We start from the raw sequence: 19,293 nt of genomic DNA, 5'->3' as shown, positions 1-19,293 counted from the left end.
CGGGCCCGGCACGCTAATCGGCGGCGATGTCCGGCTCCTCCGGCCCGAGGAAGCGCCCCACGAGCAGGCGGGCGAGGTCGCGGGGAGGCTCGGGGGCGAGCAGGCGGAGCTTGTTCGAGGTCGAGAGGGAGGCGAGCCCGTGCAGGCCGGCCCAGAGGGTCGCCACCGCCCGGCGGCGCTCGACCGCGTCGTGGACCAGGGGCGCCAGCGCCTGGTCGACGAGGCCCACCGTGTCGGCGAGGGCCTGCGCGTACCAGTCGGGGAAGGGCTGGTCCGGGGCGGCGATGTGCTCGAACAAGAGGCTCCAGACGCGGGGATCGTCGGCCACGAAGACGAGATAGGCGTCGGCCAGAGCCAGGGCGTTCGCCCGGGCCGGCCGGGCCGGATCGCGCGCGGCTTCGAGGGCGCCGCGCAGGCGGGCCAGGGTGCGGGCATTGACCCGCAGCACCACCTGATCGAGGTCGCCCACCGCGTTGTAGATCGAGTTCGGCGCGTAGCCGATCGCCGCGGCGAGCCGGCGCATGCCGAGCGCCCGGAAGCCCTCGTGGCGCACCAGGCTTTCGGCGGCCTGGGCGACGACCGCGATGAAACCCTCCCGGTCGTACTCGTTGCGGGGCCCCGCGCCCCGCCGCGCCGGTGCCGCGCGCTTCGCCATGCTCATCCACTCCCGTGCGCCGCCGCACGCGCCCACGGCGTAGATTGCACGCCGTGCAAAATCAAGCTTGCGCAGAGGAAGGGCGCGGCTAATTTGAACGTCGTGCAAATATCCGGGAGGGAACCTTGGCCGTGCCCAAGGCGCTTCCGGATTTGACGCTAAACCGATCGGCGGGCAGTCATGCCCCAGCCGGGAGTGTCTGCCATGTTCCGAACGCTCATGACCACGCGCCGCTTCGCGCCGCTGTTCTGGTGCCAGTTCTTCTCGGCCTTCAACGACAACTTCCTCAAGAACGCCCTCGCGCTCCTGATCCTGTTCCGGGTCGGGCAGGGCGGCGAGCCCGGCCAAGGCGGCATCCTGGTGACGCTGGCAAGCGCGGTCTTCGTCGGCCCGTTCTTCATCCTGTCGGGGCTCGGGGGCGAGCTCGCCGACCGCTACGACAAGGCGGTCCTGGCCAAGCGCCTGAAATTCGCGGAGATCTTCGCGGCCCTGCTCTCGGTGCTGGGCTTCTGGCTGCAATCCGTGCCGCTGCTCTTCGCGGCTTTGGGCCTGTTCGGAATCATCGCGGCACTGTTCGGCCCGATCAAATACGGCATCCTGCCCGACCACCTGAAGCGCGAGGAGCTGACCGCGGGCAACGCCCTGGTCGAGGCCGCGACCTTCCTGGCGATCCTGCTCGGCACCATCACCGCCGGCCTCGCCATGGCGGCGGGCGGGCATGCCCTCGGCCTCGGGGCCGGCCTGATGGGCATGGCGGTCCTGTGCTGGCTCGCCGCCCGGGCCATCCCGAAGACGGGGGAGGGCGCGCCCGACCTCAAGGTCGATCCCAACATCGCCCGCTCGACCGTCGCCCTGCTGCGCGACCTCCGGGCCGATACGCGGCTCTGGCGCGGCTCGGTGATCGTGAGCTGGTTCTGGCTCGTCGGCATCGTGGTGCTGTCGCTGCTGCCGGTGCTGGTGCGCTCCGCGCTGAACGGCAGCGAGATCGTCGCCACCACCCTGCTCGCGGTGTTCTCGGTCGGCATCGCCGTCGGCTCGGGGCTCGCCTCCTGGCTCGCGAGCGGGCGCATCGTGCTGCTGCCGACGCCGGTCGGCGCGGTGCTGATGGGCCTGTTCGGCCTCGACCTCGCCTGGACCATCGCCCATCTGCCCCCGCCCGCCGGCACGCCCATCGGCGCCTGGGACTTCCTCGGCAGCGCCACGGGCCTGCGCATCGCCCTCGACTTCGCGGGCCTCGCCATTTCCGGCGGCCTCTACGTGGTGCCCTCCTTCGCCGCGGTGCAGGCCTGGACGCCGAAGGAGAAGCGCGCCCGCGTCATCGGCGCGGTCAACGTGATGACGGCGGCCTTCATGGTCGGCGGCACCCTGGCGCTGGCCGTCCTGCAGGCCCTCGGCCTCACCATGGCGCAGCTGCTCGCCCTGGTCGCCGTGCTCAACCTCGTGACCGGCGCGATCATCCTGAAGACGCTGCCGACGAGCCCCTTCCGCGACTTCCTCTCGATCCTGTTCCGCGCCTTCTACCGCCTGGAGGTGAAGGGCCTGGAGAACGTCGACAAGGCCGGCCCCAACGCCATCGTCGCCCTCAACCACGTCTCCTTCCTCGATGCGCCCCTGGCCCTCTCGCTCCTCGACAAGGAGCCGGTCTTCGCCATCGATCACGGCATCGCCCAGCGCTGGTGGGTGAAGCCCTTCCTGCGCGTCACCAAGGCGATGCCGCTCGACCCGACGCGGCCGCTCGCCACCCGCACCCTCATCAACGCGGTCAAGAGCGGCGAGACGCTGATCATCTTCCCCGAGGGGCGCCTCACCGTCACCGGCAGCCTGATGAAGGTCTATGACGGGGCCGGGCTCATCGCCGACAAGTCCGGCGCCATGGTGGTGCCGGTGAAGATCGACGGGCTGGAAAAGACCGCCTTCTCGCGCCTGTCCCGCGCCCAGGTCCGCCGGCGCTGGTGGCCGAAGGTGACGGTGACCGTGCTGCCGCCGGTGGCCCTCTCGGTCGATCCGGCCCTGAAGGGCAAGACCCGCCGCCGGGCGGCCGGCGCCGCCCTCTACGACGTGATGTCGGATCTCGTCTTCCACACCGCCGCGATCGACCGCAGCGTCTTCTCCGCGCTGATCGGGGCCGGGGCGGATCACGGCTGGCGCCGCAACGCCCTGGAGGATCCGGTCACGGGCAAGCTCAGCTATGCCCGGCTGGTGATGGGCGCCAACATCCTCGGCCGCAAGCTGATGCCGCTCGCCCCCGTGGGGCGGCCGGTGGGACTGATGCTGCCCAACGCCAACGGCGCGGCGGTCGCCTTCTTCGCGCTCTCCAGCGCGGGCCGGGTGCCAGCGATGATCAACTTCTCCGCCGGCCCCGCCAACGTGCTCTCCGCCTGCAGGGCGGCAGAGGTCGACACCGTGATCACCTCCCGCGCCTTCATCGAGAAGGGCCGCCTCGGGCCGCTCGTCGAGGCGATCGGCACGGCGGTGAAGCTCGTCTATCTGGAGGACGTGCGCGCCACCGTCGGCACCGGCGACAAGATCCGCGGGCTCCTGAGCCCGCGCCGGCCCCTGGTGAAGCGGACAGGCGAGGATCCGGCGGCGATCCTGTTCACCTCCGGCTCCGAGGGGACGCCCAAGGGCGTGGTGCTCGCCCACCGCAGCATGCTCGCCAACGTCGCCCAGGTCGCCGCCCGCATCGATTTCGGGACGACCGACAAGGTCTTCAACGTGCTGCCGGTCTTCCACGCCTTCGGGCTCACGGCGGGCCTGGTGCTGCCGCTGGTCTCCGGCGTGCCGGTCTATCTCTATCCCTCGCCGCTGCATTACCGGATCGTGCCGGAGCTGGTTTACGGCTCGAACGCCACCGTCCTGTTCGGCACCGACACCTTCCTCACCGGCTATGCCCGGATGGCCCATGCCTACGACCTGCGCTCCCTGCGCTACGTCGTGGCCGGCGCCGAGGCGGTGAAGGCCGCCACCCGCAAGACCTGGGCGGAAAAGTTCGGCCTGCGCATCCTGGAAGGCTACGGCGTGACCGAGTGCGGGCCGGTGGTGGCCCTCAACACGCCGATGTTCAACCGCTTCGGCACGGTCGGCCGGCTGCTGCCGGGCATGGAGCATCGCCTGGAGCCGGTCCCGGGCATCGAAGAGGGCGGCCGCCTCGCGGTGAAGGGGCCGAACGTGATGCTCGGCTACCTGCGGGCGGAGAATCCCGGCCTGCTGGAGCCGCCCAAGGACGGCTGGCACGACACCGGCGACATCGTCGCGATCGACGCAGAGGGCTTCGTGACGATCAAGGGCCGGGCCAAGCGCTTCGCCAAGATCGCGGGCGAGATGGTGTCGCTGGCCGGCGTCGAGGCGCTCGCCGCGGAGCTCTGGCCCGACGCCCCAAGCGCGGTCGCCGCCGTGCCCGATGCCCGCAAGGGCGAGCGGCTGATCCTGTTCACGGAGGCCAAGGGCGCGACCCGGGCCGGCTACCAGAGCTTCGCCAAGGGCCGCGGCGCCACCGAGATCGCGATTCCGGCGGAAGTGGTGGTGCTCGACAAGCTGCCGATGCTCGGCACCGGCAAGGTCGACCAGGTCAGCGTGACCAAGCTCGCCAAGGAACGCGCCGCGACGGCGGAGGCGGCCTGAGGCAGCACGGCGTCCGGGCGGTCCCGCCCGGACGCCGTGCTGAAGCGGCGCTATGCGCGATCGAGATCGGTCTGCGTGAAATCATCGCCGACAGAGAGGAGGGGGCAGCCCTTCTCCCTGGCCAGGGCGTAGGCGAAGCAGTCGCCGAAGTTCAGCGCAGCCGGATGGACGCCCTTGCCCCAGCGTTCATAGGCTTGGCCCACGCCCACCGCGGTCGCGGCGGTCACACTGACGATCTCGAAGCCGAGGCCGTCGATCAGTCGCTTCATCTCGTCGCCGAGGTTTCGCCGCGCAGCCACGATCAGGGCTTCAGCCATCGTTCCGGACGAGAGGAAGACCCGATCCTCCGCTTCCAGAACGGCAGCGCATCGATCCGCCTCCGCGTCGCCGAGGAGGATCGCCATCAAGGCCGACGTGTCGACCACGATCATGTCGGCAGGCCGTCATCGCCGTAAAGGAAGTCCTGGCTGCGGTCCGCGCTCGGTCCGTCCAGCGCCTTCCCGGCGGCGCTCTGCCTGACGGCGCTGAGAAGGGCCCGGCGCGCGTGGCGATCCGGCAGGGGGATGACCGGAGTCAGACGGACGGCAGGATGCCCATGCCGCGTCAAAATGATCTCCTCACCCGCTTCGGCGCGCCGAACGAGATCGGTCAGTTGTCCTTTCGCATCCGTCACGGAGACCTGCATCGTCCGACCCTGTGCTCCACCCCAAAGGCAGATTTGGACCATTGAATGGTCCGCCGCAAGCGCCTCACGGGAGCGGCCCTGGAAGTCGAACTTAAACCATTCTTGTCCCTATCCTCGGCCCCGCTTCCTCGTCTTGCCGGTCCGTTGCCGATGTCCCTCGACCGCCGCCGCTTCCTCGCCGCCTCCCTCGCGCTCGCCGCCGCCGGTCCGGCCGCCGCGCAGAGCTACGGCCAGTCTTTCAAGGTCGAGAACGACGAGGGCCGGCCGGTCGCCAACATGCGGCTGCCCGGGGAGATCACCGGGCAGATCGAGGAGCTGCGCGGCGTGACCTTCATCGGTCCCCGCGACGCCGAGGTCACCCTCTACGAGTTCTTCGACTACAACTGCCCCTATTGCCGGAAGGCGGCGGCCGATATCGGCGCGCTGGTCGAGAGCGACCCGGCCCTGCGCATCGGCCTCGTCAACAACCCGATCCTGTCGCCGATGTCGGCCCAGGCCGCCAAGGTGGCGCTCGCCGTGCAGAAGAAGCTCGGCTCGGCCGCCGCCTTCAAGGTCTATGCGGAGCTGCTCGGCACGCCGGGCAAGATCGACGGCCTGAAGGCCCTCGAGGTGGCCGCGAAATCCGGCGTGTCGCGGGCCGAGCTCGAGACGATCGGCGACAGCCCGGAGGTCGGCACGGCCCTGCGGGCGCAGATGCATGTCGCGGCCAATCTCGGGCTCTCGGCAACGCCCTCCTACGTGCTCGGCAATGTCGGCATCCTCGGCCATCCGGGCGCGAAGTCGCTGGCCCGGATGATCGCCGCCATGCGCCGCTGCGACCAGATCGCCTGCGGCTGATTTCGGGCTAAGCCCGCGCCAGAGCGTCCTCGATCATCCGCGCGACGGCGAGCGCCCGCCCGTCGTCGCCGAAGCGGGCGATCACCTGCACACCGAGCGGCAGGCCTTCGCCGGGGACGGGGACGTTGACGCAGGGCACGCCCATCAGGGTCCAGAGCCGGTTGAAGCGCGGATCGCCGGTCGTCGCGATGGCGGGCGCCCGCCCGACCGTCGCATAGGTCAGGATGGCGTCATAGGCGCCGAACAGCTCCTTGAGGGCGCGGCGGGCATGGTGGGCGGTGCGCCGTCCCTCGTCGTATTCCGCCGCGGTCAGAGCCTGCGCCCGGTCGAGCACGCCCCGCACTACCGGGGGCAGGGCGTCGCGATGGGTCGCGTATTCCCAGGCCAGCGCCTGGCGCGCCTCGTAATCCTGAACGACTGGGTGCTTGGCCCAGGCGGCGGCGAAAGGCTCCGGCAGGACGAGGTCGGTGACGGTCGCGCCGGCCCGCTCGGCCGCTCGGGCCGCCTGGGCGAGGGCGGCCTCGGCGTCGGGATCGGCCTCGCCCGCGAAATCCTGGCGGCACAGGCCGATCCGCATTGCGCCGGGCGCGCCCGCGCCGAGATCGATCCCCGGCCGGTCGGCGATGAGGGCGAGGGCCCGGGCGATGTCGGCGATGCCGGCGCCGAACAGGCCGACCGTGTCGAGCGCCCAGGAGAAGGTCTTGACGCCCACCGTCGGCAGCAACCGGAAGGAGGGCTTGATCGCCGCGACCCCGCAGAAGCCGGCCGGGCGGATCACCGAGCCGCCGGTCTGGGTGCCCAGCGCCAGGGGCAGCAGGCCCGCGGCCACCGCCGCCGCCGAACCGGAGGAGGAGCCGCCCGGCGTCCGCGCCGCGTCGTGCGGATTCACCGTAGCGCAGGGGTCGAGCCCGGCGAAGGCCGTGGTCGCGGTCTTGGCCAGGGGCACGGCGCCGAGCGTCTTGAGCCGGCTCACGATCGCAGCATCCGCCTTCGGGCGCCAGCCCGCATAGATCGAGGAGCCCATCTCGGTCGCCATGGAGGCGGTGTCGATGATGTCCTTCACGCCGACCGCGATGCCGGCGAGCGGCCCCGTCGACGGGATCACGGGATCGGGGTCGACCCGTAGGATCGCGCGGAGCGCCGGGTCCCGCTCGGCGATCCGCGCCCGGGCCGCAGCGATGGCCGCCTGCGGGGTCAGGGATCCATCGGCGATGCCGCGCTGCAGCTCGATCAGAGAAACCATGAATTTTTCCTATGAGGAAAAAGATGAGGGGTCCAGCGGGGTCGGCCGGCGCGGACCGGGGCCGGGAGAAAGTTTCGCTTTCCTCTTCGCGCCCATCCGAACCGTTCCCCACCCTGTGGACAAGAGGCCGGCGCCCCCGACAGCGTTAGCGGGGTGTTTACGCAACCCCGCGCATCGTCGCGACCATGTTGCGTCGCGTCCTCGTGTTCCTCGGCCTCGCGCTCTTCGGCGCCGGCCTCACCGGCTGCGCCATCAACCGGTTCGAGCAGCGCGAGCCCTGGCGCGATCAGGCCGAGCAGATGTGCCTGTCGCGCAAGCTCGTGCAGCCCACGGCCTATGTCGCCCCCGGCAAGGAGATCGACGGACCCGGCCCCTGCGGCATGCTGCAGCCCTTCCGCATCACCCGGCTCGGCGACGGCACCGTGGCGCTCAAGCAGCGCATGACCCTGGGCTGCCCCGCCGTGGCCGAGACGGAGGCCTGGCTCGCGGACACGATCCAGCCCGCCGCCAACCTCTATTTCGGCCAGCCCGTGGTCGAGATGAATGCCGGCACCTATGCCTGCCGCGGCCGCAACAACCAGGTCGGCGCCAAGCTCTCGGAGCATTCCTTCGGCAACGCCGTCGACGTGATGTCCTTCACCCTGGCCGACGGCCACGTCATCACCGTCAAGGGCGGCTGGCGCGGCACGGAGGCCGAGCAGGCCTTCCTGCGCGAGGTCTTCGTGGGCGCCTGCGCCCGCTTCTCCACGGTGCTCGGGCCGGGCTCGAACGTGTTCCACTACGACCACATCCACGTGGACCTCGCCCGACACGATCCCCGCGGCACCCGCCGGATCTGCAAGCCGCTCCTGAAATTCGAGCCCCAGGTCGGCCCCGATGCCGTCGCCCGCATGCCGGCCACGCCGCGGCCGATGCCCCGCGAGGCCGCCCCGCCCCAGGCCCCGGTCGACGTGGAGGAGGACGATCCCTACGGCCTCCACCCGACCTCCGCCCGCGAGAGCGGCAGCCGCATCGCCCGTGCCCCGGCGGCGCCCTCCGCCTACACCGCCGCGCCGGCGATGCGCCCGGCCCGCCCCCCGGCCCCCCGAATGGCCGCGGCCCCCTACGACGCGGCGCCGGGCTATGCCGAGCCCCTGCCGCTCTCGGCCCCGCTGCCCGCCACCGATCCGATCTACTGACCTCGCGCCTGTGCCCGCCACGCCCCGCTCGCCCGCAAAAGCGAGGGCGGGGGCGGGCACAAGCTTGACTTGGGGTCCAGGCCCGGCATCGTCCGCTGTCACGGTCATGAAGCAGCGGAGCCGCATCGGATGCGCCCGAATCCCACTCTCGCCGCCCTGGTGCTCGGCCTGTTCGCCGCAAGCACGGTGCTCCCGGCCCAGGCCCGCTCGGCCCGCGAGGAGATCTCTCCCGCCGAGGAGCAGACCTTCCCCTACGACGCGAACATTCCCGGCTGCCAGGATCCCTCGGTGCTGGAGACGGTCTCGAGCCAGTTCGCCGAGAAGGAGGAGCAGTACTGGAATTCCTCGATGACGATCGTCGCCTACGATCACATCGAGCGCACGGCCTGGCGGCCCTACGGCGTCGACTTCATCCCCCGCCGCTTCTGCACCGCGGTCGCGACCACCTCGGACGGCCTGCGCCGCAAGATCGACTATTCGGTCCGCGAGAGCACCGGCCTGATCGGCGCGAGCTGGGGCATCGATTTCTGCGTGCACGGCCTCGACCGCAACCTGTCCTACGCCTACGCCACCGCCTGCCGGATGGCCCGGCCCTGATGCGCGCGGCCTGCGTCGCCCTCGCCTTCGCCGCGGTTCTGGCGCTGACGGACGGCGCCGCGCAGGCCCAGGATTACGGGGGCTTCCGCCGCGGCGGCGAGCCCGGCGTCTTCGACTTCTACGTCCTCGCCCTGTCCTGGTCTCCGACCTATTGCGAGGATGAGGGCAGCCGGCGGGACCGCGACGGGCAATGCGCCCCGGGCCGCGGCCTCGGCTTCGTGGTGCATGGGCTCTGGCCGCAATACGAGCGCGGCTACCCCTCCGAATGCTCCACCGTGCAGCGGCCGGTCACCCGGCAGGCGATGGAGGAGGCGGGCCGGATCTATCCGAGCGAGGGCCTCGCCCGGCACGAATGGCGCACCCACGGCACCTGCTCGGGCCTCGACCCGGCCGCCTATTTCCGCGCGGCCCGCGCCGCCCGGGAGGCGGTGACGATCCCCGACGCCTATGTGAAGCCCGCGGCCGACCGGCGGGCCGCGCCGATCGAGATCGCCCGCGACTTCGTCATGGCCAACAAGGGCCTGCGCCCGGACATGATGTCCGTCACCTGCCGCCGCGGGCAGCTGCAGGAGGTGCGCATCTGCTTCACGAAGGACCTGCGCGGCTTCACCCCCTGCCCGGAGGTGGCCCGGCAGAATTGCCGCGTCGGCGAGGTCGCGATCGAGGCGGCGCGCTGATCCTTTCAGCCGCCGCCGGGCACCGCTATCCTGGCGCGAGACGTCCTTCGGAGGGGCCGCCATGGCGGAGAAACCGACCTGCCGCCTCGTCCAGGCCGGCGCATCCTTCACCGGCAAGCAGGGCCTCGACTACGCGGTCGGCATCTCGGCGGAGAGCGTCGGCGCCAAGGGCCTTCATCTCCAGCTCGTCACCATCCCGCCCCTCGCCAAGGCGAAGGCCCACCGGCACGAGGCCCACGAGACCGCGATCTACGCGCTCAGCGGCGTCTCGGGCTGCTGGTACGGCGAGGGGCTCGAGGAGCACGCGGTGGTGCGCCCGGGCGACTTCTTCTACATCCCGGCCGGGGTGCCACACCTGCCCTACAACCCGAGCGCCGAGGCGCCCTGCATCGCGGTGATCGCCCGCACCGATCCGAACGAGCAGGAGAGCGTCGTGCTGATGCCCGAGCTGGACGGCGTGCATGCGGACGTCTTCGCCGGCGCGAAGGCGGACATGCCCTGAGCCAGGCCCTGAAAGGTTCTCGACCCTGAATTACCGCCACGCCTTCCACGCCGGCAATTTCGCCGACGTGCTCAAGCACCTCGTCCTGACCCGGGTGCTCGTGCACCTCCTGGCCAAGGACAAGCCGTTCCGGGCGATCGACACCCATGCCGGGCTCGGAGTCTACGATCTCGAGGCCGAGGAGGCCGGACGCACGGGCGAATGGCACGAGGGCTGGGGCCGGCTCGACGCGCCGTTCCCGCCGGAGGTCGAAGCCCTGCTCGCGCCCTACCGGGCGGCGGTCGCCGCCACCCGCGCCCGCCACGGCGCCACGACCTATCCCGGCTCGCCGGCCCTGATCCGGGAATTCCTGCGCGCGGGCGACAAGGGCGTCTTCGTCGAGCTGCATCCCGTCGATGCCGAGACCCTGGCGGAGCGCTTCCGCAGCGATTCCCGCACCAAGGTGATGCATCTCGACGGCTGGACCGCCCTCAACGCCCTGATCCCGCCGCCGGAGCGGCGCGGCCTCGTGCTGATCGACCCGCCCTACGAGGTGCGCGGCGAGATCGACCGCCTCGGGGAGCAGCTGCTCAGGGCCGCGTGGAAATGGCCGACCGGCACCTATCTCGGCTGGTACCCGATCAAGGAGGTCGCCGCGATCGACCGCATGGCGGCGCGGCTCGATGCAGGGCTCGCCCGCCCCGCCCTGCGCCTCGACCTGATGATCGCCCGGCCCGACGACCCGAGCCGTCTCTCCGGCACGGGCCTGATCGTGATCAATCCGCCCTGGACCCTGCGCCAGGAAGCCGAAGCCTTCCTGCCGGCCCTGGCCGGGCGGCTGGCGCAGGGGGATTACGGCGCCTTCCGCTGCGAGGGCCTCGGGCCGGAGGCGTGAGGCCGCTCAGACCGCGATCCGCCCCTCCAGCGGGAACACCTTGGCCGGGTTGAGCAGCCAGGCGGGGTCGAACACGCTCTTCACCCGCATCTGCTGCTCCAGATCGACCTGGTCGTACTGGAAGCGCATCAGCTCGCGCTTCTCGATGCCGACCCCGTGCTCACCGGTGAGGCAGCCGCCGACCTCGACGCAGAGCTTGAGGATCGCATCGCCCGCGGCCTCGGCCTTCTGCAGCTCGCCCGGCGTGTTGATGTCGAACAGGATCAGCGGGTGCAGGTTGCCGTCGCCGGCATGGAACACGTTGGCGACCCGCAGGCCCTGCTCGGAGCAGATCGCGCCGATCCGCTCCAGCACCCCGCCGAGCTGGCCCGTGGGGATGGTGCCGTCCATGCAGATGTAGTCGGAGATCCGGCCCGTGGCGCCGAAGGCCGATTTGCGGCCTTTCCAGATCGCCGCGGATTCCGCCTCCGAGGTCGAGACCCGCAGGGAAGAGACCTGGAATTGCCGGGCGATGGCGACGATGCGGGCGAGCATGTCCTCGCATTCCGCATCCGAGCCCTCGACCTCGATGATCAGCATCGCGGCGGCATCGAGGGGGTAGCCGGCCTTGGCGAAATCGTCGGTGATGCGGATCGCCTCGTTGTCCATGTACTCGATCGCCACCGGGATGATGCCCGCCGCGATGATCGCCGCGGTGCAGGCGCCCGCATCCTCCACCGAGGAGAAGCCGACGAGCATGGGCCGGGCGCCCTCGGCCGCGCGCAGGATGCGCACCGTCGCCTCGGTGACGATGCCGAGCTGGCCCTCCGAGCCGCAGATGAGGCCGAGCAGGTCGTAGCCGGGGCTGTCGAGATGGTCGCCGCCGATCTCCATCACCGTGCCGTCATGGGCCACCAGCGTCACGCCGAGGAGGTTGTTGGTGGTCACGCCGTATTTCAGGCAATGCGCCCCGCCGGAATTCATGGCGATGTTGCCGGCGATGGTGCAGGCGAGCTGGCTCGACGGGTCGGGGGCGTAGAAGAAGCCCTCGTGGCTGACCGCGCCGGAGATCGCGAGGTTGGTGATGCCGGCCTCGACCCGGGCCGTGCGGTTGGCGAAGTCGATGTCGATGACCCGGGTCATCTTGCCGACGCCGAGGATGATCGCGTCCTCCTGGGCGATCGCCCCGCCGGCCAGGGAGGTGCCGGCGCCGCGGGCGACCACGCGCACCCCGTTCTCGTGGCAGAAGGCCATCACCGCGGAGACCTCCTGCGTGGTCGAGGGCAGGACCACCGCCAGCGGCATCTTGCGGTAGGCGGTGAGCCCGTCCGTCTCGAAGGCGCGGCGCTCGTCCTCGCTCACCACCAGCGCCTCCGGAGCGACCAGCCCCCGCAGGCCCTCGATGATGGCGTCGCGGCGGGCGACGACGGCCGCGTCGGGCAGGGGGAAGGCGATCGACATCGGCGTCTCCTGTGAAGCGCCTCCCGGGGCGCATCCGGTTTCTTCAGCCCCGCTTCAGCCGGCCTGGGCGATGCTCAGGAACGGGGCGGGTTCTCCCGCATCCTAAGGCAAGCGGGCCTGCCTTGCACCGGGCCCGCGGGGACGCAGGGGAGGATGGGACGGAAACGCGGCGTGAAGGCTTCCCTTCCCTCCGCGCGCCCTAAATGCCGGGGTGGCATTCACAATCTTTATCTGTTCTAAAGCGAAAAGCTCTGCCATGAGCCGGGCGGCTCCGGCCGCACCCAAGGAGGAAAATAACGATGCGTCACCTGATCCTCGGCGCCGCTTTCGCGGTGCTCCTGCCCGTCGCCGCCCAGGCCGAGGGCGATGCCGCCGCCGGCGAGAAGGCCTTCGCCCCCTGCAAGGCTTGTCACAACTTCGAGAAGAACGGCGTCGGCCCGACCCTGAAGGGCGTCGTCGGCTCGAAGGCTGGCGAAGGTGCCGACGGCTACAACTTCTCCGACGCTCTGAAGAAGTCCGGCATCACCTGGGACGAGGCCAACCTCAAGGAGTGGATCACGGACCCGAAGAAGAAGGTCCCCGGCACCAAGATGGTCTTCCCGGGCATCAAGGACGAGAAGAAGGTCCAGGACATCATCGCCTATCTCAAGACGAAGTCCTGATCCTTTCGATCCGCGACGCAGAACACGGAAGCCGCTCTTCGGAGCGGCTTTCTCGTTTCGAGGGAGCCTGTCCCGCTCCCGGGGCGCGGCGTCAGACCGCCTCGACGCCGACTTCGACGGTGCGGGCGTGCAGGTCGTCCCGGACATTGGCGAGGAGCGCGAGCAGGTCGCGCCGCTGGTCGACGGGAAGGCCGGTCATGCCGCCGACCGTATCCGGCAGGCAGGTCATCTTGTCCTGCAGGCCACGGCCCTTGGTCGTGAGGAAGATGCTCACCTGCCGCTCGTCGGCCCGGTCACGGGCCCGGCGGACATGGCCGGACGCCTCGAGCCGCTTCAAAAGCGGCGTCAGCGTACCGGAATCGAGGAAGAGCCGGTTGCCGATCTCCTTGACCGTCAGGCCCTCCTCTTCCCAGAGCACCAGCAGGACGAGGTATTGCGGGTAGGTCAGGCCGTGATGGGTGAGCAAGGTGCGGTAGGCGCGCCCGAAGGCATGCGCTGCGGCATAGACGGCGAAGCAGAGCTGGTTGTCCAGAAGCTGCGGGTCGTCGCGGCCCGGCTTGCTCATTCGCATTGTCCTCATGGCGCACCCGCGCTCTCGATCAAGCGGCAGGCCGGCCCGGTACGGCGTGGATGGTCACCGGGCTGGCCCGGTTTGCCCCAGCCTGTGCGGCGAGGCAGCAGGTTCCATATCAAGCGTCTCGACGTCGCGCGACCCACCGCCGTGGAAGCGGTGAAGAAACGCTGATCGGGAACCCCGAGAGCGGAGTAGTAGACCAAAATTCGCGTGTGCACAATCGAGTTAAGCCCCGGCGCCGTCGAAGGGATCCGCACCCAGCGCAGGGGTCCGCCCCGCGCCCGCAAAAAACCTTGCGCGCAATTCAGCGTCCTGTAGAAGCGCCCCATCGGTTGCGCGCAATCTATTTCTGCGCCCGAACGAAGGAGACGACACATGCAGGTTCTCTACACCGCCCAGGCCCATGCCACCGGCGGCCGCGAGGGCTCCGCCGCGAGCAGCGACGAGAAGCTCACGGTCGGCCTGTCGACCCCGAAGGAGCTCGGCGGCGCCGGCGGCGCCGGCACCAATCCCGAGCAGCTCTTCGCGGCCGGCTACGCCGCCTGCTTCCTCGGCGCGGTGAAGTTCGTGGCCGGCCAGGACAAGGTCCGCATCCCGGACGAGGCCCGGATCGATTCCTCGGTCGGCATCGGCAAGCGCGACGACGGGCAGGGCTTCGGCATCACCGTGGCGCTGAAGGTCAGCCTGCCGGGGATCGAGCGCGCCAAGGCCGAGGATCTCGTCCGCCGCGCCGACGTGGTCTGCCCCTATTCCCACGCCACCCGCGGCAACATCCAGGTCGACATCTCCGTCGCCTAACGCTCGCTCGGGCCCTCCGGCTTGCGCTGGGGGGCGAGCGGCGTGATCCGCAGGGCGGTGATCCGGTTGCGGGCCTTGCGCAGCACCTGGAACCGGAAGCCGTGGAAGTTGAAGGCGGTCCCCGTATCGGGGATCGCCCGCGCCTCGTGGATGACGAGGCCGGCCACGGTCGTGGCCTCGTCGTCGGGCAGATTCCAGTCCATCGCCCGGTTGAGATCGCGGATCGGCACGCCGCCATCGGCGTTGACCGAGCCGTCGGGCAGCACGCGCACGCCGGAGACCGAGACGTCATGCTCGTCGGCGATGTCGCCGACGATCTCCTCCAGGATGTCCTCCAGGGTCACCAGCCCCATCACCTCGCCGTACTCGTCGACGACCAGGGCGAAATGCGTCTTGCGCGCGAGGAAGGCCTTGAGCTGGTCGCGCAGGGAGGTCGTGGCGGGCACGAACCAAGTCTCCAGCGCCAGGGCCTCCACCTTCAGGCCGGAGGCGTCCCCGCCCGCGGCGTCGAGCGCCCGCAGCAGGTCCTTCGCATGGAGCACGCCGACGATGTTCTCCGGGCTCTCCCGCCACAGGGGCATCCGCGTATAGGGCGAGGCCAGCACCTCGCGCACGATGTCCTGCGAGGGCAGGTCGGCGTCGATGGCCCGCATCCGGGTGCGGTGGACCATCACCTCGGAGACGGTGAGCTCCTTCAGGTCGAGCAGGCCACCGAGCATGTCGCGATCGGCCTTCTCGACGCCGCCCTCCCGGTGCAGCAGGGCGAGCTGCCCGCGGATCTCGTCCTGCGCGGACAGGATCGACTGATGGGCGTCGATCGAGACGCCGAAGGGCCGCAGCAGCAGCCGCACCAGCCGCTCCACGGCCAGGGCGAAGGGGGCGAGCAGCCCCACGGCGAAGGCCACGGGCCGGGCGGTGAGCAGGGCGAAGCGGTCGGCGTTGTTGATCGCCAGCGTCTTCGGCAGAACCTCGGCGAAGACGATCACCAGCACCGACATGGTCGCCGTGGCGTAGAGCACGCCGCTCTTGCCGAACAGCGCGCTGAGCACGCTCGCCATGAAGGACGAGGCGCCGATGGCGACCACGTTGTAGCCGATCAGCATGGCGCCGATGAAGCGCTCGCGGGCCGCCAGGATGCGGTTGACGATGCCCGCGCGGCGATGGCCGGCGGTCTCCAGCGCCAGCATCCGCGCCCGGGAGGCGGCGGTGAAGGCCGTCTCCGCACCGGCGAAGAAGGCCGAGAGCAGCAGGGAGATCGCGACGATGCTCGCCGCGAGCCAGATTTCGGTGTGGTCCATGGATGGATGAGACGCCAGAGGAGCCGGTTTTCTCGGGCGCAAGCTTATCAGCAGCGGCCGCCTCGCGACACGGCGCGCGCAGCGCAACCCGAGCCGGCCCGGAGCCGGGTTCCGTGCCGATCCGCACAAGAACACGGCAAGGTCAGGCGCGATCCCGTCAGGCTTAGCGAAACAGTCCCGCTCCGCGTGCCGGCCCGCACCGCGATCGGAGCAGTCCTCGGCAAGATGACGGTCAGCGGATCGGACGAAAGCCGGTCCCGGGATCGACCCGAAAGGACCTCATCGTGCCCCGCCTGCCGCTTGCTGCCCTCGTGCTCGCGCTCTCCGCTCCCGCCGCTTTCGCCCAGGTCACCGGTGCTCAGGTCACCAGCGCCCAGCGGGCCGCCTGCGCCCCCGACGTGCTCAGGCATTGCGCCGGGGACATCCCGAACGCCACGCGGATCACCGCCTGCCTCAAGAGCAAGCGGGCGGAGATCAGCGCCGGCTGCCGCGCCGTGCTCGATGCCGCCGAGGCGCCCGTGCGCACCGCCGCCCATCCCTGACGGGCCCGCCCGTGCCCTCTCCACGAAGAAACCCGCCGGAGGGCAATCCGGCGGGTTTCTCTTTTCTCGTCGCGAACGCCGCGATCAGTAGCGCGGGCCGTTCGTGGTGTTGCCGAGCTGCTGCTGGTAGCCGGGGCGCTCCGGGTTCCGGGCGTTGGGGTTGCCGTGCAGGTGGGTGTTGCGGCGGCGGGCCATGCGCTCGGCCTTGGTGGTGCGGTGGTGGTGCCAGCCATGGCGATGATGGTGATGGTGCCAAGCGCGGTGACGCACGCTCGTGGCCAGCGTCTCACCGGCGACGACGCCCGGCTGAGGCATGGCCGGCGCGGCGGAGGCCGAGAACGGGCCGACGAGGCTGCCCAGCACGAGGCCGGCGGCGAGGGTGAGGGCTTTGCGCATCTGTTCAGTCTCTCTCGAAGTGCCGTTCGCACGTCCTGCGCTTAAGTCGGCCGAGACAGAGTCGTTCCTCGGAAAAATCCGGATCTCATCAAGAAAAAACCTCGACCCGCGAGGGATTTCCATTCGTTTGCCGGCGTGTTCTCCCACGGCGCGTGGAGAGCCGGTGACGGGCGATTGCCGGTTGCCTGCGCCGCGCATCCGGGCCACCAGCGCCGCATGATCGAGACGGCCTCCGACAGATCCGACTTGCCGATCGAAGCCGCCCTGCCGCGGTTGCGCGATGCGCTGCGCGGGGGCTCCTCCGCCGTGCTCGTCGCCCCGCCCGGCGCCGGCAAGACCACCCGCGTGCCCCTCGCCCTGCTCGACGAGCCGTGGCTCGCCGGCCGCAGGATCATCCTGCTCGAGCCCCGCCGGCTCGCCGCCCGGGGCGCGGCCGAGCGCATGGCGGCGACGCTGGGCGAGCGCGTCGGCGAGACGGTGGGCCTGCGCGTGCGCCTCGGCTCGAAGATCTCCGGCCGCACCCGGATCGAGGTGGTGACCGAAGGCGTGTTCACCCGCATGATCCTCGACGATCCCGAGCTCACCGGGATCGGCGCCGTGTTGTTCGACGAGTTCCACGAGCGCTCCCTCGACGCGGATCTCGGGCTGGCGCTGGCCCTGGACGCCCAGGGCGCTTTGCGCGACGATCTGCGCCTGCTCGTGATGTCGGCGACCCTCGACGGCGCCCGCGTGGCGGGCCTTCTCGGGCAGGCGCCGGTGGTCGAATCCGAGGGCCGCGCCTTCCCCGTCGCGACGCGCCATCTCGACCGCGACCCGAACCAGCGCATCGAGGACGCGGTGACGGAGGCGGTTCTGCGGGCGTTGCGCGCCGAGCCGGGCTCCGTCCTCGCCTTCCTGCCGGGTCAGGGCGAGATCCGCCGCACGGTGGAGCGACTCGCCGACAGGGTCGGGCCGGAGGTGGAGCTGGCCCCGCTCTACGGCGCCCTGGACCGGGCCGAGCAGGACCGGGCCGTCGCCCCCGCGCCCCCGGGACGGCGCAAGGTGGTGCTCGCCACCAGCGTCGCCGAGACCTCGCTCACCATCGAGGGCGTGCGCATCGTGGTCGATTCCGGCCTCTCCCGAGTGCCGGTCTACGAGCCGGGGATCGGGATGACGCGCCTCGTCACGGCGCGGGCCTCCCGCGCCTCGGTGGACCAGCGCCGGGGCCGCGCCGGGCGCACGCAGCCGGGAATCTGCTACCGGCTCTGGGCGGAAGCGGCCACCGGCGCCCTGGAGCCCTTCGGCCGGCCCGAGATCCTGTCCGCCGACCTCTCCGGCCTGCTCCTCGACGGTGCGGCCTGGGGCGTCACCGATCCGACCACGCTCGCCTTCCTCGACCCGCCGCCCGCCCCGGCCCTGAAGGAGGCGCGGGCGATGCTGACCGATCTCGGCGCCCTCGACGCCGACGGGCGGCTCACCGCCACGGGCCGGGCCCTGCGGGCCCTGCCGCTTCCGCCCCGCCTCGCCCGGATGCTGCTCTCGGCGGCCGGCTTCGGCCGGGCGCGGGCGGCGGCGGATCTCGCCGCCGTCCTGGTCGAGCGCGGCCTCGGCGGCGATGCGGTCGATCTCGCCGAGCGGGTGGAGCGGGCCGGGCGCGAGCGCGGTCCGCGGGCCGAGGAGATGCGCCGCCTCGCCCAGCGCTGGGCGCAGGAGGCGGAGCGCCATGCGCGGGACCTCGCCCGCGGCCCGGCGCCCGCCGGCCTGCCGGAGGGGCCGGGCAGCCTGCTGGCCCTGGCCTATCCGGACCGGGTGGCCCGCGGCCGGGGACGGGACGGCGAGTTCCTGATGGTGAACGGGCGGGCCGGGCGCCTCGACCCGGCGAGCCCCCTCGCCCGCGCCCCCTATATCGTGGTCGCCGACATCACCGGCAGCGCCGCGGCAGCCCGCATCCTCGCCGCCGCGGCGATCGAGCCGGCGGCGATCGAGTCCCTGTTCTCCGATCGGATCGCGGAGCGCGAGAGCGTGGTCTTCGACCGCGAGGCCCGGGCTCTGCGCGCCCGCGCCGCCCGGCGCCTCGGCGCCGTGACGCTCGCCGAGCGCAGCCTGCCGGTGCCCGCCGATGCGGAGGCCGCCCGGGTGCTCGCCCGGGGCATCGCCGGGCTCGGCCTGGAGCGCCTGCCCTGGACATCGGCCTCGCGCCAATGGCGCGCTCGCATCCGCTTCCTGGCCCGGGCCGAGCCCGGGCACTGGCCGGACCTGTCCGACGATGCCCTGACCGCCTCGGTCGAGGACTGGCTCGCCCCCGCCATCGAGGGCCGCACCGGCCTCGACGCGGTGACGGCGGACGATCTCGTGCAGGCCCTGCACGGCCTGCTGCCCTGGGACAAGCGGGCGCAGCTCGACCGGGACGCACCGACCCATGTCGAGGTGCCGACGGGATCACGCATCCCGGTCGATTACGAATCCGGCGAGGAGCCGGTCCTGGCGGTGCGGGTGCAGGAACTGTTCGGCCTCGCCCGCCATCCCGCGATCGGCGGCGGCGTGCCCCTCGTCCTGCACCTGCTCTCCCCGGCCCACCGGCCGATCCAGATCACCCGCGACCTGCCGGGCTTCTGGCGCGGCTCCTGGGCCGCGGTGCGGGCGGAGATGCGCGGGCGCTACCCGCGCCACCCCTGGCCGGAGGATCCCCTCGCCGAGCCGCCGACGCGCAGGGCCAAGCCGCGGGGGACGTGAGC

General features: G+C 71.4%; 19 protein-coding genes. 11 read left to right on the top strand and 8 right to left on the bottom strand.

All coding sequences use genetic code 11. The features are described 5' to 3' along the window. Positions 1-13 precede the first annotated feature (13 nt). Positions 14-655: a TetR/AcrR family transcriptional regulator gene (locus MMB17_RS06230; RefSeq protein WP_241101461.1), complete on the bottom strand. Its 642-nt coding sequence runs from the start codon at positions 653-655 to the stop codon at positions 14-16. Positions 656-859: 204 nt separating this feature from the next. Between MMB17_RS06230 and MMB17_RS06225 the strand changes: the two genes are divergently transcribed. After that, complete coding sequence (locus MMB17_RS06225) at positions 860-4,276, top strand: acyl-[ACP]--phospholipid O-acyltransferase (protein ID WP_241101460.1); 3,417 nt, start codon at positions 860-862, stop codon at positions 4,274-4,276. A gap of 50 nt (positions 4,277-4,326) precedes the next feature. On the opposite strand, the gene MMB17_RS06220 is transcribed toward MMB17_RS06225, so the two are convergent. Both MMB17_RS06220 and MMB17_RS06215 read right to left on the bottom strand, forming a co-directional pair. Beyond that, a complete protein-coding gene (locus tag MMB17_RS06220) occupies positions 4,327-4,707 on the bottom strand; it encodes a type II toxin-antitoxin system VapC family toxin (protein WP_241101459.1) in 381 nt (126 codons plus the stop codon). After that, a complete protein-coding gene (locus MMB17_RS06215) occupies positions 4,704-4,961 on the bottom strand; it encodes a type II toxin-antitoxin system Phd/YefM family antitoxin (protein WP_238309515.1) in 258 nt (85 codons plus the stop codon). The genes MMB17_RS06220 and MMB17_RS06215 overlap by 4 nt, the downstream gene beginning before the upstream one ends. Positions 4,962-5,111: 150 nt before the next feature. Here MMB17_RS06215 and MMB17_RS06210 point away from each other — a divergent pair, with 150 nt between their 5' ends. Next, entirely contained in the window at positions 5,112-5,798 is a 687-nt protein-coding gene (locus MMB17_RS06210) for a DsbA family protein (RefSeq protein ID WP_238309516.1), read from the top strand. A gap of 7 nt (positions 5,799-5,805) precedes the next feature. Here MMB17_RS06210 and MMB17_RS06205 read toward each other — a convergent pair whose 3' ends face one another. Next, the gene (locus MMB17_RS06205) at positions 5,806-7,041 is read right to left on the bottom strand and encodes an amidase (protein ID WP_241101458.1); all 1,236 of its coding nucleotides are present in this window, start codon (positions 7,039-7,041) and stop codon (positions 5,806-5,808) included. A gap of 185 nt (positions 7,042-7,226) precedes the next feature. Here MMB17_RS06205 and MMB17_RS06200 point away from each other — a divergent pair, with 185 nt between their 5' ends. The 5 genes from MMB17_RS06200 to MMB17_RS06180 all read left to right on the top strand — a co-directional run bounded on the left by MMB17_RS06200 (position 7,227) and on the right by MMB17_RS06180 (position 10,869). After that, on the top strand, positions 7,227-8,219 hold the full coding sequence (locus MMB17_RS06200; RefSeq protein WP_241101457.1) for an extensin-like domain-containing protein: 993 nt from the start codon (positions 7,227-7,229) through the stop codon (positions 8,217-8,219). Between the two features lie 129 nt (positions 8,220-8,348). Next, complete coding sequence (locus tag MMB17_RS06195; RefSeq protein ID WP_241101456.1) at positions 8,349-8,816, top strand: hypothetical protein; 468 nt, start codon at positions 8,349-8,351, stop codon at positions 8,814-8,816. Continuing rightward, complete coding sequence (locus tag MMB17_RS06190) at positions 8,816-9,493, top strand: ribonuclease T2 family protein (protein WP_241101455.1); 678 nt, start codon at positions 8,816-8,818, stop codon at positions 9,491-9,493. Before MMB17_RS06195 ends, MMB17_RS06190 begins: the two co-directional genes overlap by 1 nt. 61 nt (positions 9,494-9,554) lie before the next feature. Further along, positions 9,555-9,995 carry a cupin domain-containing protein gene (locus tag MMB17_RS06185; protein ID WP_238309521.1) on the top strand — a complete coding sequence of 147 codons (441 nt, stop codon included), beginning with the start codon at positions 9,555-9,557 and terminating at the stop codon, positions 9,993-9,995. A gap of 67 nt (positions 9,996-10,062) precedes the next feature. Beyond that, positions 10,063-10,869: a 23S rRNA (adenine(2030)-N(6))-methyltransferase RlmJ gene (locus MMB17_RS06180; protein WP_241101454.1), complete on the top strand. Its 807-nt coding sequence runs from the start codon at positions 10,063-10,065 to the stop codon at positions 10,867-10,869. Between the two features lie 6 nt (positions 10,870-10,875). Here the strand turns inward: MMB17_RS06180 and MMB17_RS06175 are convergent, their stop codons facing one another. Beyond that, positions 10,876-12,309 (bottom strand): FAD-linked oxidase C-terminal domain-containing protein, encoded by a 1,434-nt coding sequence (locus MMB17_RS06175; protein WP_241101453.1) that lies wholly within the window; start codon positions 12,307-12,309, stop codon positions 10,876-10,878. A gap of 299 nt (positions 12,310-12,608) precedes the next feature. On the opposite strand from MMB17_RS06175, the gene MMB17_RS06170 reads away from it, so the two are divergent. Beyond that, positions 12,609-12,971: a c-type cytochrome gene (locus MMB17_RS06170; RefSeq protein WP_241101452.1), complete on the top strand. Its 363-nt coding sequence runs from the start codon at positions 12,609-12,611 to the stop codon at positions 12,969-12,971. A gap of 91 nt (positions 12,972-13,062) precedes the next feature. Here the strand turns inward: MMB17_RS06170 and MMB17_RS06165 are convergent, their stop codons facing one another. Next, on the bottom strand, positions 13,063-13,536 hold the full coding sequence (locus MMB17_RS06165; protein ID WP_241101451.1) for a MarR family winged helix-turn-helix transcriptional regulator: 474 nt from the start codon (positions 13,534-13,536) through the stop codon (positions 13,063-13,065). Between the two features lie 384 nt (positions 13,537-13,920). On the opposite strand from MMB17_RS06165, the gene MMB17_RS06160 reads away from it, so the two are divergent. Then, the gene (locus MMB17_RS06160) at positions 13,921-14,343 is read left to right on the top strand and encodes an organic hydroperoxide resistance protein (protein ID WP_238309526.1); all 423 of its coding nucleotides are present in this window, start codon (positions 13,921-13,923) and stop codon (positions 14,341-14,343) included. On the opposite strand, the gene MMB17_RS06155 is transcribed toward MMB17_RS06160, so the two are convergent. Further along, on the bottom strand, positions 14,340-15,641 hold the full coding sequence (locus MMB17_RS06155) for an HlyC/CorC family transporter (protein ID WP_238309527.1): 1,302 nt from the start codon (positions 15,639-15,641) through the stop codon (positions 14,340-14,342). The two genes, MMB17_RS06160 and MMB17_RS06155, sit on opposite strands and share 4 nt — an antisense overlap. Before the next feature lie 284 nt (positions 15,642-15,925). Between MMB17_RS06155 and MMB17_RS06150 the strand changes: the two genes are divergently transcribed. Further along, a complete protein-coding gene (locus MMB17_RS06150; protein WP_241101450.1) occupies positions 15,926-16,183 on the top strand; it encodes a hypothetical protein in 258 nt (85 codons plus the stop codon). Between the two features lie 84 nt (positions 16,184-16,267). On the opposite strand, the gene MMB17_RS06145 is transcribed toward MMB17_RS06150, so the two are convergent. Continuing rightward, complete coding sequence (locus MMB17_RS06145; protein ID WP_241101449.1) at positions 16,268-16,579, bottom strand: hypothetical protein; 312 nt, start codon at positions 16,577-16,579, stop codon at positions 16,268-16,270. Positions 16,580-16,795: 216 nt separating this feature from the next. Between MMB17_RS06145 and hrpB the strand changes: the two genes are divergently transcribed. Beyond that, entirely contained in the window at positions 16,796-19,291 is a 2,496-nt protein-coding gene (gene hrpB, locus MMB17_RS06140; protein WP_241102133.1) for an ATP-dependent helicase HrpB, read from the top strand. Positions 19,292-19,293 lie beyond the last annotated feature (2 nt).

Origin of the sequence: Methylobacterium organophilum (genome assembly GCF_022533465.1) — a bacterium.
Lineage (GTDB): Bacteria > Pseudomonadota > Alphaproteobacteria > Rhizobiales > Beijerinckiaceae > Methylobacterium > Methylobacterium organophilum.
This window is presented reverse-complemented; position numbering and strand designations above follow the sequence as displayed.